This is a genomic window from Blautia hansenii DSM 20583, assembly GCF_002222595.2.
GTDB lineage: Bacteria > Bacillota > Clostridia > Lachnospirales > Lachnospiraceae > Blautia > Blautia hansenii.
Window position 1 is genome coordinate 950719 of record NZ_CP022413.2, and the last position, 13595, is coordinate 964313.

The window sequence follows — 13595 nt, forward strand, 5'->3', positions numbered from 1 at the left end:
AATAAAACTGCTCCGCAAGGATGCGCACTGCGGCGGACAGGTATCATGTTGCTGAAGCAACCCGCCGCAGGCGGAGAATTCTGCAAAGCAGAATTCCTTTTCATAGGAAATTTCTGTATATGACACAGAATGAACAATTAAAGGAGATTGGAAATGAAAAGAAAGAATTTAAAAATAACAGTTTCTGCGATAGCGGTTATGTTAGCCATTCAGTCACCGATGTCGGTATTAGGAGCAGAAACGTACGAGTTTTTGCAGGAGGAAATGTTACCGGGAACAGCAGAGAGTGTTTTGGATGAAGAATTCCTTGCAGGCACAGCAGATGAGACAGAATGTGCAGAGAAAATGGTTGTCTCCGATGCGCAGAAACAGGATGGAATAACAATTTATCAGCCGGCATTTGAAGGTTTAAATAAAGCTGAAAATTATTTGCAGACAGCAGTTACCAATCCCATTGTGGACTCTATTGGAGGTGAATGGGCTGTAATTGCAATGGCGAGAAACGGAAATTTGAATAATTCGGCAAAGAATAATTATTTGCAGAATATTTATCAAAAGCTGAGAGAAACGGGCGGAGTCCTTCATACAACAAAATATACAGAATATTCCAGAGTAACCCTTGCGCTTACTTCTATGGGAATAAATCCCACATCCGTAGAGGGGTATAATCTGCTTCAGCCTTTAGCAAATATGAAAAAGGTAAACAGACAGGGAATTAACGGTACAATTTTTGCATTGATTGCTTTTGACTCTAATCAATATGAAATCCCAAAGCTGGAAGGTTTAGGTACACAGACAACCAGAGAAGATCTTATCCAGACAATTTTGTTATCAGAAATTTCAGGAGGAGGCTGGGCGCTAATGGGAAATCAGCCGGATCCGGATATAACAGCAATGGCATTGCAGGCATTAGCTCCTTATACACAGCAGCAGGAAGTCAAAGAGGCAGTGGACAGAGGAATTGAAATGCTGGCACAGCTTCAGGATGAAGAAGGCGGTTATATCAGCAATGCAGGATATGACAGTGCGAAAAATTTGGAAAGCACGGCACAGGTAGTCATTGCCCTTTCAGCTATTGATGTGTCCTTGCTAAATTCTGAAAAATTTATGAAAAACGGAAAGACATTATTAGATGAGATGCTGCGTTTTCAGGTTTCAGACGGTTCATTTTGTCATGTGATTGACGGTGGCTCTAATCAAATGGCAACAGAGCAGGGAGCTTTAGCTTTAGCAGCATGGTATCGAGCTGTTACGGGAAGAAATTCCTTGTATGATATGACCGATGTGGAGAATGGGCAGACAGGCGGAGAGGAAACACCGGAAAGAATTGAAGCGTTTCGAAAAAAACTGGAAGCATTTTCCGGCAATCTGACATTAGATAATGCCCATGAGTTATACGCATTGAAAGTGGAATTAAGTCTCATGGGAAATTTCTCCGAAAAAAAAGCTTTTGAAACAAAGCTGGAACAAATGTTAAAAGAAGTAGAAACACAGGCAGCAGAAATTGAGGCTTTAGATAAGGAAATATGGGAAGGCTTTGAGCCTTTAAACATTACACTGAAGGACAAAAAAGAAATAGAAAGACTTTTAACAGCTTACTATAAAATTCCGGAAGCAAACAGAAAACATTTACAGTATGAAGAAGAACTGTTAAGAGCAGACAGTATTATCAAAAAACTGGAGCAGGAAGTTATCGGAGCAGAAATTTTTGAAAATGTGAAAAATTCCAAGAAAGATTATACATATCAGGGGAATGGGTACACCATTTGCTTAAAAGGAAAAAATGTATATGAACCGGCAGATATGAAAGCAGGAATAGAGATAAGAGAACAGAAAAATTCTTTGGAATTTGAAACCAAGGAAACAGGAGCGTTTCCGGGAGAAGTTGAGATTGCTATTGATACAGCATTAAAAGAAAGCGTATACATGCTGTATTATGAAAAAGACGGAAAACAGCAGGAAAAACAGTGGGTATCGGTAAATAACGGACAGGTTGTCTGTGATATAGAAATTGGTGGAAAATATATATTGAAGAAACCGAAAACAGAAAGTGAAACAGCGCTGTCTCAGGCAGGAAGTAATTCAGAGAATAAAACAACTGCAAAAGGTAAAACTGCAAATACAGCAAAGCAGACCAATACATCTTCAGCTTCAAATACAATTCAGGCAACTGTGAAAGACGGTATGGTAGAGAAAAAAGCATTTGAAGAAATTAAGGGAAAAGATAAAAACCTGAAAATTGAGGGTGAAATGAAAAAGGACAGTCCTTACACCATAACAGTCAATGGAAAAGATATAAAAACTGTCAAGGATATGAAAGTGGGAATAAAGGAAGGCAGCCAATACGAAGAAGATATTAAACAGTTAGCAGAAAATCCGTTTATTTTCCACTTTGAGCAGGAAGGTGAATTTCCGGGAGAAATGCAGGTGGAAATCACAGTAGATAAAGAAGACGGGGAATATCTGTTTATGAAATATAATCAGCAGGAAAGAAAGGCAGATTATATTCAGAAGGTTACGGTAAAAGATAAAAAGACAAAATTTATTGTTTCAGAAGGCGGAGACTACTTTATTGACAAGCGTGTAAAAACAAAATCCTTAAATGAGAAAAAAGAGGAAATAAAAGAAAAATCTCTTTTCAAAACTCCTGAAAAAGAAGATGAAGTTATGGTTGCAGGAACAAAAAAAGAAACAAATCCTGTTGTAATTGCTGTTGCTTCTGTTATTATATTAGGGGCAGCAGCTGGCGGAGTATGGTACTACTATTTAAGAAAGAAAACAAGGTAAGAAGAATGAAAAGTAGAGAAAAAAAAATTCTGGTGCTGTTGTTTATTGCATTGCTTTTTATTATGCCTGTAACAGGCTGCGGGACAACAAAGCTGGATAACCCCAATCAGAAACAGGAAAAAAGCGATGATTGGATGGAAGAAGAAAAGAAAGAAGAAACAAAAGAGACAGAGGAAACAGAGAAGGAAACACCAGCTTCAGAAGAAGAGGAATATTTAGATGTGGAGTCTGCGGAGGATGAAACCGTTGATTATTCTAAATATGAGGAAAAAAAGGAAACACAGAAACAGCAAAACGGCGCAGTGGGCGGTGTGACTTACAGTGACGGAACAGATAAAGAGGAAGACCAATATCATACACAGCCTGTACCGGAAGGACAGCAAAAGCCGGTAGAGCCGGGAACAGTAGATATTGATAAAGATAAGGAATATACCTGTTATCTCAGTGTTTCATGCAGTACCATTTTAGACAATATGGAAAATCTCACAGAGGGAAAAGAGTCTTTAGTTCCAAAGGACGGTGTGATTTATAGTGAAAGAGAAGTAACCTTCTATGAAGGGGAGTCTGTTTTTGATGTACTGCAAAGAGAGATGAAGAATAATCGTATTCACATGGAGTCCAGCTTTACTCCAAAATATAACAGCGCTTATGTAGAGGGAATTAACAACCTTTATGAATTTGACTGCGGCCGTTGGTCTGGTTGGATGTATGAGGTAAATGGCTGGTACCCGAATTATGGTTGTAGTCGTTATATTGTGCAGCCGGGCGATGTGATAAAATGGAACTATACATGTGATTTAGGTCGTGATTTAGGACAGACCTGGCCGGAGTAATTATGAAACAAGACAATTTTTCAAGTTATCATCCGATTATTAATTTTGTTTATTTTGTACTGGTAATCGGATATTCAATGTTTATCATGCATCCTGTATTTTTAGGATTATCCTGTGTGGGAGGCATGGCATATTATATTTATTTAAAAAAATGGAAGGCGCTGAAAACAGCGCTTTGGATGATGCTGCCGGTGTTTCTTATATCAGCGGCAATTAATCCCTTATTTAATCATCAGGGTGTTACTTTAATTATGTATCTGAAAAATGGAAATCCTCTTACGTTGGAGTCAATCCTTTATGGTCTTGCAGCCGGTATCATGCTGGTGAGTGTATTGAACTGGTTTTCCTGTTATCAGGTGGTAATGACATCAGACAAGTTTATCTATTTATTCGGAAAAGCAATTCCGGCAATGTCGTTGATTTTTTCTATGGTGCTTCGATTTGTTCCTAAATTTAAAAATCAGATAAAAAAAGTATCCGATGCACAGAAATGTATTGGACGTGATGTTACCAATGGAAATGTATTGATAAGGGCAAAGCATGGTATGAAAATCTTATCTGTGATGACAACATGGGCATTGGAAAATTCTGTGGAAACAGCAGATTCTATGCGTTCCCGTGGATATGGATTAAGAGGAAGAAATAATTTTTCTATTTATCGTTTTGATACAAGAGACAGAATATTCTTTTCTGTCTTACTTGTGTTTGGCAGTGTGATTTTGGGAGGAATTGTAACGAAACAAGTTTACTTTTTGTATTATCCTACTTTAGTGATGAATGAGAACACTTTGTGGGCGATAATGATTTATATTTTTTATGGAATTTTATGTTTCCTTCCAATTATTATAAATTTAGCAGAGGATGTAAAATGGCACTATTTGAAATCAAAAATTTAACATTTACTTACCCGGACGCAGAAAAGCCGGCAATTGAGAATATCCATTTATCCATTGAACCGGGAGAGTTCGTGGTAATATGCGGAAAGTCAGGTTGTGGAAAAACAACTCTGATGCGTCATTTTAAAACAGTTTTAAGCCCTTACGGAAAAAGAGAAGGGGAAATTTTATTTTGTGGAGAGAGGTTAGAAGGAGTTTCCATGCGTACACAGTCAGCTGAAATTGGCTATGTACTGCAAAGTCCTGATAATCAGATTGTAACAGATAAAGTATGGCATGAGCTGGCTTTTGGAGTGGAAAATCTAGGATATGACCAGCAGACTATTCGTTTAAGAGTAGCAGAAATGGCAAGCTTTTTCGGTATTCAGAATTGGTTTTCTAAAAATGTGGAAGAGCTTTCCGGAGGGCAGAAGCAGCTTTTAAATCTGGCTTCCGTGATGGCAATGCAGCCCAAAGTATTGGTTCTTGATGAACCTACTTCTCAGCTGGACCCTATTGCGGCAGGTGATTTTTTGTCTACCATTCGAAAAATTAATCTGGATTTGGGAATTACTGTGATTATGATTGAGCACAGGCTGGAAGAGGTATTCCCAATGGCGGACAAGGTGCTGGTATTGGAAGGCGGAAAGCAGACCTTTTTTGACAATCCCCGTATGGTAGGAAAAGCGCTGGCAGACAATGATTTATTTCTTGCAATGCCAAGTCCTGTGCAGATTTACAACGGAACAGGTCAGGAAGGCGAGTGTCCCCTTACTGTATGCGAGGGACGAAATTGGTTGTCAGAGCATTATAAAGCAGAGCCTGAAAGGGAAAAAACAAAGGATAATGCAGAAAAATCTGCAAATAGGAAAGAAAAGCAGGAGTATGTGATACAGGCAAAGGAACTTTGGTTTCGTTATGAAAGAGACGGACAGGATATTGTAAAGGATTTATCTTTGAAAGTGAAAAAAGGGGAGCTTTTCTGTATTTTGGGTGGAAACGGAACAGGAAAGAGTACAACCTTATCTTTACTTTCCGGTATTCACAGACCTTATAGAGGAAAAATATTGTTAGATGGCAGAGATATTCGTAAAATCAGCGACAAGGAGCTGTTTCATCATTTTTTAGGAGTGTTACCACAAAATCCTCAGAGCCTTTTTGTTGGAAATTCAGTAGAAGAAGATTTATGGGAAATGATAGGAGGATTTTCCCCTATTCGTCATAAAGAGGATGAAAAACGAGTGGAAAGAGTAGTAGAAGATACAGAAATTGGACATCTTCTTCATGCACATCCTTATGATTTAAGTGGAGGGGAACAACAAAGGGCGGCACTGGCAAAGGTATTGCTTTTAGAACCACAGATTTTGCTTTTGGATGAACCTACTAAGGGGTTGGATGGTTTTTATAAAAGTAAGCTGGCTGGGATTTTCCGAAAGTTACAGGAAAAGGGAATTACTATTTTAATGGTTTCTCATGATATTGAGTTTTGTGCTTCTTATGGAGATACCTGTGCTATGTTTTTTGACGGGAGTATTGTAACTTCATGTAAAGCAAGGGAATTTTTTACAGGAAACAGCTTTTATACCACAGCGGCAAATCGTATGGCAAGGCAGATTTTTCCTGATGCAATAACAGTAAAGGATGTGATTAAAGCATGCAGAAGAAGCAGGCAACAGGAGTAGATACATGGGCAATGCTTCCCATATACGGAAGTATTTTTGTAATCATCTGTACGATTTTTTTGCCCTGGATTTCCATACCGGTATTGAAGTATTCGAAATTACCTACAACCTATACCTTTTGGAATTTTGATGAATGTATACAGAATGTACAGAGAAGCATTCAAGAAGGTGGAAAGCTAAAAATGGATGCTTTTACGATACAGGAGTTGGAGATACTTCAAAATATTGGGCAGATTTTAAAGGTAACAGCAGTTTTTTTGATTGTTGCTATGCTTGTTTGTGGTATTGTTTCTTATAAAATGAAAAAGAAAGGTGTAGTATGGGTGAAAATTTTGTTTTTCATGTCTGCACTTCATCCTGTATTTATTTTTCTATTAATTGGAGCAGGAAATGTTTTTGTTAATGAAAGAATGGGACGCACCATTGATTTTATCAATCTTACTATACATAGTTATATTCAGATGACTTCATGGCAGTATGGACAGATGATTATTTCTGTACTTTTGTTTTTATTTTCAGGTAGATTTTTGGATACACAGGCAGAAAAAAAGCAGCAGATGTATATAGAAAGAAGTATGAAAAAAGATAAAAGAATAGGAAAAAGAACATTGTTATCCTTGCTTTTGATTTTAGCGGCAATTCCTTTTGTTATCTTTTTTGGTATTTTCTTTTTAAATGACAGAAGTGATATTTTTATTTCTATGTGTATTATCGGTTTATCTATGATACCTTTTTGTATGGTATTTGAGGGGAGAAATCCTCAAGCAAGAGAAATCCTTTTAATTGCGGTTATGGCTGCTATTGCAGTGGTAGGAAGGATGGCATTTTTTATGGTACCCCAGTTTAAACCGGTGACAGCTATTGTGATTATTGCCGGTGTGGGATTGGGAGCAGAAGCCGGATTTTTAACAGGGGCTATGGCAGGCTTTGTTTCGAATTTCTTTTTCGGGCAGGGACCATGGACCCCATGGCAGATGTTTTCCTTTGGAATTATCGGTTTTCTGGCAGGCGTGATTTTCAGCAAGAGTAAAAAAAGAAAAGGAAGTCGAGAAGCAGAGTGGTTTCATGTTTTAACATTGTGTATTTTCGGTGGATTGGCAACACTTATTATTTATGGATTTTTAATGGATACTTCAACGGTATTCATGGCGTCACAGGAGCTGACGTGGCAATCCTTTTTGGCGGTTTATATCAGCGGATTTCCGTTTAATGTTATTCATGCAGTTTCAACGGTGATTTTTTTGTTTTTCCTGGCTCTTCCTATGGAGAGAAAATTAGACCGAATTAAAAAGAAATATGGAATTTTAGAAGTATAAAACAGGGGTGAAAGTATGGGACAGGTACGTACATGGCATGCAGAAGCAAAAGATATTTTTAATTGCGAACAGGGAAAAAAATTCAAAGGAAGATTATTAGCGTTGGAGGATGTGTATCATAGTATAGACAATCAGGCTTTGAAAAATAATGTAAAGATTAAAAGTGTGAAGTTGGCAGACTCGGTAAAAGAAATCGGAAACCAGAGCTTTTATAATTGTACGGCTTTACGTGATATCAATTTGGAAAATGTCAGTCAAATTCGCTGGGAGTCTTTTTTAGGATGTGTACATTTAAAAGAAATAACCTTGTCTTCCGGTATCCGATATTTGGGAAGACGCTCTTTTTCAGGATGTAAAAGGTTAAACTGTGTAAAATTTGAAAAGAGTACCATGCTAAAGGGAATTGAAGCCGGAGTTTTTCAAAATTGTGAAAGCATTGAAAAAATCAGTCTTCCAAAGGGACTTACAGAAATTGGAAACAAAGCATTTTACAAATGCACTTCTCTGAAAGATATAGAGCTTCCGGAAGGAATTCAGGTTATCGGAAACGAAGCTTTTTACCAGACGGCAATTCAGGGAATAAAACTGCCGTCAACACTTGTAGAAATCGGAAACAGTGCGTTTCTCAAATGCAGGTCATTAGAATTTGTTCAGATACCGGCATCTGTGAAAAAAATCGGAAGGTGGTCTTTTCACGGGTGCGGGCAGTTGAAAAAAGTGGAATTTTTGGGAGAGCCGGAGGAGATCGGCGAATGGATCATTAATAAAAGCACTGTAATCCGCTGTAAGAAGGGAAGCGGGATAGATGCGTACTGTAAGGAAAAAGAATTTCAAATAGAATATATAGATGAGGAATATACTTGAGTGGGAGGTAAATAGGATGAATGATAGTAAAATTTCAAAAAAATATGTAATATTCATTATATTTTCGATTATTTTTCTGGTAACTCCCTATCCGCTTCTTTCTATTGCTATTCTTTTGAGTGGAATATTATATTATTTGGATAAAATATGTGATTACTTGAAAAAAGATGGAAAAAATAAGTGGGAAAAGGAATAAAGTCTTGACATATGTAGATAGAATGTGTAGTATAAAGGGGAAAGAAAAAGCATAACTGCATAGCTCTAATGGTCACTGACAAAATTATTTGATCAGTGTTAAAAAGGAAATCAGTGAAAATCTGATACAGTCACCTCTGCCGTGAAAGTAATTTGAAGTCGGAATACTTGCCATTACACACTTAAAGTTTTTCTAGGCTGAGGATAGTTATGTGGTTTCTGTATAGAATAATTTAATATGGTAAAATTACAAAACACCTTTTGTCTGGAAAGATAAAAGGTGTTTTTTGATATGCATACTATGCACATGAAAGGGGAAAAGAAGATATGAAGCAAAAGAGATATTCTTTTGGAAAGCAGTTGCTCAGCATGCTTTTGGTAATGGTTTTACTTTTGTCAGGGATTACCGTGCCGGTAAAAGCAGATAATAGTCAGAAAGAGCAGGTAAACGCAAAGGAACAGCCATACGTGTATTTTCAATATGATGATGGCAGAATTCAGGAAATGGGTGAGGATAATACTTTTACCCTAAATTTGTTGGATACAGGTAACTTTGTTCTTGCAGGAACAGATAAACGTCCGGATTGGAATTTTTCTGCTCGTGTACAGGTATCAGACACAGAGTATCAGAAGCATTATTGGGTGAATTCAAAAGGACGATATGTTCCGTTTGATGTAAGAAAAGTAGAAGGTTATGTTTGTAATGCAGATAATCCTGGGGAAGTTTTTCAGACCTTTTCTATTGATAATGTATCCAGTGAAATTGAAGAAGTAAAAGCTTTTATAGGTAATCAAGAAGTTTCTCTGGACAAACCATATCAGGTAGAAGGAACTGCCAGTGGAAATGTATCAATAAAAGGCAGGGTAAAAGGGGAAGAAGAGTTTAAAACAATTCCTGTGGAAGCTTTGCATTTTGAAACAGTAAGTGGACCGGGACTGTTTTATGGAACAGGAACCTTTGCAATGCAGGAAGCCGGAGAAGCTATATTTAAAGCTTCTTTATACGAAAACAGAAATCTTGCGGCGGAATTTAAAGTAATATCAGGAGCAGTAAAATTACAGGATTTTACAGTAACAGTACCAAAGGTTTGGGAGATTGATAGCTGGAATGGTTTGGGCGGATATTATGTAGGAATAACAAAAGGACAGAATACAGAGAAAAATTTCAATCTTAGTTTTGTACCATATAACGCAACAAATCAGAAACTTGTATGGGAAGCTTTGACACCTGATATTGCGGAGTATATGGAAGCTTTCGGAAATGGAATTGTTCCGAAAAAAGCAGGGGTGGCGAAATTTAAAATCTCAAGTGAAGAAAATCCAGAAATTTCTAAAGAAGTCAGTGTAGAATTTCGTTACAAAGATACACTAAAAGATGCGAAAGCGGACAAAGAGGTTTATGAGCTACTTGATGGAGATTATGTAACATTTCAGATTAATACAACACCTTCAAACGCCACAGAGCAGAGATTTCAATGGTCTTACAGTCAAGATGGAATTGTAAAAGTAACAGACAGTGTTGAAGCAGATGTATGGGATGTAAATGCACCGAAAAAAACACTTCATTACATGGAGGCTTTGAATGAGGGAGAAGTTACAGTAATTGGTGTTCCATATGATACAACCGGTGATTGTAAAAATGTAGAATTTACTGTACGTGTTGCAAAAGAAGAAGTTGCTCCGGAGGAAGTAGATTATCTGAAGGTAGCAAAAGAAGATATTGAGCACGGAACAGCTTATCTGTCAAAACAAAGTCTGGAAAAATACGGAAATGAATGGAATCTCTTTACGCTTTTACGTTCAGGAAAAGAAGTAAGTCAAGAAACACTGGATAAATATTATGCGAGTGTGGAAAAACAAGTAAAAGAAAAAGTAGATAAAATGCGTGCTACAGATTTAGCCAGAGTGATTATTACATTAGAAGCTATGGGTAAAAATCCGCAGAACGTAAGTGATGTGAATTTATTTGAAAAACTATACAATAGTAAATCTATGGCATCAGATACATCTAATTGTCCAATTTGGGCGTTGATTGCTTTAGATGGATGGAAATCAGAAATTCCTTCAGATGCACTGTGGACAAGAGAAAAATTAATTGAACAAATCTTAAGCTTCCAGACAGAACAAGGTGGATTTGGACTTTTTGATAATAAGAGCTCAAGCATTGATATGACAGGTATGGCATTACAGGCATTGGCACCTTACTATCAAGATGATAAATACCCTAAAGTAAAAAAAGCAGTAGATAAAACTTTAGATTATTTAAAAAAACAGAAAACAGAAAATGCAGGATATTTAGATGGTGGCAAAGAAAATAGTTGTACAACTGCACAGGTACTTACTGCTCTTGCAGCATTGAAGATTGATCCAATGAATGCTGATGAGGGATTTACATCTAATGAAAATAATATAGTGAAAAATCTTCACAGCTATAAAACAGAAGATGGATTTGGCTGGCAGGATGGAAAACAGACAAATGGTATGGCAGTACAGCAAGTAACTTACGCATTAGAAGCATACAGACGTCTTGTAGAAAATAAAAACAGTTTATATGATATTACAGATACAAAACCTCAAACTCCCGATAATGAAAGTGGTCATGTAGTTATTTCTGTAGAGCGTTTTACAATCGGTCAGGGTTATATTTATGAACCAGTTTTTGTTCCGTTTGAAAAGGGAGATAATGCAGCCACTTTATTGAAAAAAGTGATTGGAAAAGAAAATTTTGTAGGAGAAGATACATATTTAGAAGCTATTGTAGGTGGTGATTTAGGAACAGATAAGGTAGTAGTACCGGAATATATTGAAAAACTCAGTAATGGAAGTGTGACAACAGAGACTGCCAGAGAATGGGGAAATGAAGATAACGGAGATGGTGGAGATGCACTGGGAGAATTCGATTACAGCAACTACTCCGGATGGATGTACCATGTAAATGGAGAAGAAGTAGGATATGGAATTGCATCTTATAAACCAAAAGATGGAGATGTATTGAGATTTCAGTTTACCATGTATGGATATGGAACAGATTTAACAGGACGTCAATGGGGAAATCCAAATCCTATTATTGATATCTGCAATAAAGACGAAATTACAAAATTAATGGCAGAAGTAAATGCAGATAGAGAAAAAATGATGGCAGTGCCGGAAGTAAAAGCAGCGTACGATGAAGCTGTAAAATTAGTATCAGCGGTAATCACTCCAAAAGAAGAAATTGATGCGGCAGCAGCAAAATTAAGAGAAGCAGTAGAAAATGCTCAAAAAGTACCGAATGGTTGGCTGGAAACAAGCGAAGGTTGGCAGTACTATGAGAATGGACAAAAAGTAATTGGATGGTTGGATACAGGAAATCACTGGTATTATATGGATCATAATGGTATCATGAAAACCGGTTGGGTGTCAGTAAATGGCCACTGGTATTATATGGATCAGTGGGGAGCAATGGTAACTGGTTGGGTGTCAGTAAATGGCCACTGGTATTATATGGATCAGTGGGGAGCAATGGTAACTGGTTGGGTGTCAGTAAATGGCCACTGGTATTATATGGATCAGTGGGGAGCAATGGTAACTGGTTGGGTGTCAGTAAATGGCCACTGGTATTATATGGATCAGTGGGGAGCAATGGTAACTGGTTGGGTGTCAGTAAATGGCCGCTGGTACTATATGGATCAGTGGGGAGCAATGATGACAGGCTGGGTGTCAGTAAATGGCCATTGGTATTACTTGAGTACAGATGGAAGCATGGCAGCTTCTCAATGGATTGGAGATTATTATGTGCAGGCAGATGGAGCAATGGCAACTAGCCAGTGGATTGGTGGATACTATGTAGACACATTTGGAAAATGGGTTAGAAATGCATAAATAGAAATTAAGAGGTTTATCCGAGCATTGTTATGGCAGGATAAACCTCTTTTCTTTATTCCATATAAGTAACTTTTAAATCTTCCTGAAAATGATCACTGTAATGTAACTGATAATCATCTGTAATAAAAACTGCATGGACATCGGGAAGGCTGTTAATTAGTTCCATTCCTTTTTCCAATCCTAAGGCAAAGCAGGAGGTACTAAGTCCGTCACCATCCATGGATTGGTCGGAAATAATGGTTACAGATACCAGATGATTGTCATAAGGATAGCCGGTATCAGGATTTAAAATGTGGTGGTAGAAAGTCCCGTCTTTTTCAAAGTAACGTTCATAAATGCCGGAGGAAACCACGGATTTGTCTTCAATATCCAGAATTGCAATGGTCTCGCTTCTGTCTGCAAAGGGTTTTTGAATACCAATGCGAAAAGGTGTGTTGTCCGTTTTTTTACCGATGCAAAGTACATTTCCGCCCAGATTGATGGTAGCGCTTTTCACGCCCTTTGACACCAGAAATTCTTTCATTTTATCTGCAATATATCCCTTTGCAATAGCCCCTAAATCAAGTCCCATACCTTCTTTTGCAAAAGTCAGTTTATTTCCCTCTATTGTTGCATCCTCATAGTTCACCAAGGGAAGAGCCGCCTGAATTGCTTCCTCAGCAGGTACTTTTTTTTCTTCAGAGGTAAAATCCCAGAGAGAGGATACCGGTGCAATGGCAATATCAAAAGCGCCGTTGGAAAGTTCTCCGTAGTAAAGACCTTTTGAAACCAGCTCGGCGGTTTCGGGGGAGAGAACAAAAGCTCCGTTTTCCTGTTTTAAGGTTTGTCCGTTTAGTCGGGAAATCTCGCTGGAGCTTAAGGTTCTGCTGAAAAGCTTTTCATAATGGTCGCACAGCTCCATAGTCTCGTCTAACAGTTTTTTATCCTTTGAGTCATAAATATTTACGGTGACAACTGTATTTAATTTAAAAGCGGTAGCGGAAAGAGGTTCTTTTGGCTGTTGTTTTTTTTCGTAAACGGCAGCAAAGCCCAAAAGAGTTACAAGCAATAATCCAATGGTAAATAGAAATAATGATTTTTTGTTTTTCATAATCGCTCCTTACTTGTTGAAATCAAAAATATTGTAAGGTTAAGGTGCTGTTTCTGTCAAGAAAGAATATAATAGAGTGATGATAATTG

9 protein-coding genes and 1 riboswitch are annotated in these 13595 nt (G+C 37.6%); of the genes, 8 read left to right on the plus strand and 1 reads right to left on the minus strand.

What is annotated here, in order from left to right; all coding sequences use genetic code 11:
• Window positions 1–153: 153 nt before the first annotated feature.
• The 8 genes from CGC63_RS04810 (at window position 154) to CGC63_RS15635 (ending at window position 12413) form a co-directional block, all read left to right on the plus strand.
• Window positions 154–2787, plus strand: a complete 2634-nt coding sequence (locus CGC63_RS04810) for a prenyltransferase/squalene oxidase repeat-containing protein (protein WP_004223215.1) — start codon at window positions 154–156, stop codon at window positions 2785–2787.
• Window positions 2788–2792: 5 nt separating this feature from the next.
• Window positions 2793–3620, plus strand: a complete 828-nt coding sequence (locus CGC63_RS04815) for a DUF4430 domain-containing protein (protein ID WP_022239092.1) — start codon at window positions 2793–2795, stop codon at window positions 3618–3620.
• 2 nt (window positions 3621–3622) lie between these two features.
• The gene (locus CGC63_RS04820; RefSeq protein ID WP_004223204.1) at window positions 3623–4516 is read left to right on the plus strand and encodes an energy-coupling factor transporter transmembrane component T; all 894 of its coding nucleotides are present in this window, start codon (window positions 3623–3625) and stop codon (window positions 4514–4516) included.
• A complete protein-coding gene (locus tag CGC63_RS04825) occupies window positions 4489–6177 on the plus strand; it encodes an ABC transporter ATP-binding protein (protein ID WP_004223199.1) in 1689 nt (562 codons plus the stop codon). The genes CGC63_RS04820 and CGC63_RS04825 overlap by 28 nt, the downstream gene beginning before the upstream one ends.
• A complete protein-coding gene (locus CGC63_RS04830; RefSeq protein ID WP_004223197.1) occupies window positions 6150–7493 on the plus strand; it encodes an ECF transporter S component in 1344 nt (447 codons plus the stop codon). Before CGC63_RS04825 ends, CGC63_RS04830 begins: the two co-directional genes overlap by 28 nt.
• 15 nt (window positions 7494–7508) lie before the next feature.
• Window positions 7509–8357 (plus strand): leucine-rich repeat domain-containing protein, encoded by an 849-nt coding sequence (locus CGC63_RS04835; RefSeq protein ID WP_004223187.1) that lies wholly within the window; start codon window positions 7509–7511, stop codon window positions 8355–8357.
• Between the two features lie 16 nt (window positions 8358–8373).
• On the plus strand, window positions 8374–8553 hold the full coding sequence (locus CGC63_RS04840) for a hypothetical protein (RefSeq protein ID WP_009246806.1): 180 nt from the start codon (window positions 8374–8376) through the stop codon (window positions 8551–8553).
• Between the two features lie 52 nt (window positions 8554–8605).
• Window positions 8606–8742, plus strand: a riboswitch (cobalamin riboswitch).
• 137 nt (window positions 8743–8879) lie between these two features.
• Window positions 8880–12413 (plus strand): DUF4430 domain-containing protein, encoded by a 3534-nt coding sequence (locus tag CGC63_RS15635; protein ID WP_089438668.1) that lies wholly within the window; start codon window positions 8880–8882, stop codon window positions 12411–12413.
• A gap of 55 nt (window positions 12414–12468) precedes the next feature.
• Here the strand turns inward: CGC63_RS15635 and CGC63_RS04850 are convergent, their stop codons facing one another.
• On the minus strand, window positions 12469–13506 hold the full coding sequence (locus tag CGC63_RS04850; RefSeq protein ID WP_004223179.1) for an FAD:protein FMN transferase: 1038 nt from the start codon (window positions 13504–13506) through the stop codon (window positions 12469–12471).
• Window positions 13507–13595 lie beyond the last annotated feature (89 nt).

Bases quoted from the DNA above. Each gene is read 5' to 3' on its own strand.
- CGC63_RS04840 (WP_009246806.1), top strand. From the start codon at position 8,374: ATGAATGATAGTAAAATTTCAAAAAAATATGTAATATTCATTATATTT.
- CGC63_RS04815 (WP_022239092.1), top strand. From the start codon at position 2,793: ATGAAAAGTAGAGAAAAAAAAATTCTGGTGCTGTTGTTTATTGCATTG.
- CGC63_RS04830 (WP_004223197.1), top strand. From the start codon at position 6,150: ATGCAGAAGAAGCAGGCAACAGGAGTAGATACATGGGCAATGCTTCCC.
- CGC63_RS04835 (WP_004223187.1), top strand. From the start codon at position 7,509: ATGGGACAGGTACGTACATGGCATGCAGAAGCAAAAGATATTTTTAAT.
- CGC63_RS04825 (WP_004223199.1), top strand. From the start codon at position 4,489: ATGGCACTATTTGAAATCAAAAATTTAACATTTACTTACCCGGACGCA.
- CGC63_RS15635 (WP_089438668.1), top strand. From the start codon at position 8,880: ATGAAGCAAAAGAGATATTCTTTTGGAAAGCAGTTGCTCAGCATGCTT.
- CGC63_RS04810 (WP_004223215.1), top strand. From the start codon at position 154: ATGAAAAGAAAGAATTTAAAAATAACAGTTTCTGCGATAGCGGTTATG.
- CGC63_RS04820 (WP_004223204.1), top strand. From the start codon at position 3,623: ATGAAACAAGACAATTTTTCAAGTTATCATCCGATTATTAATTTTGTT.
- CGC63_RS04850 (WP_004223179.1), bottom strand. From the start codon at position 13,506: ATGAAAAACAAAAAATCATTATTTCTATTTACCATTGGATTATTGCTT.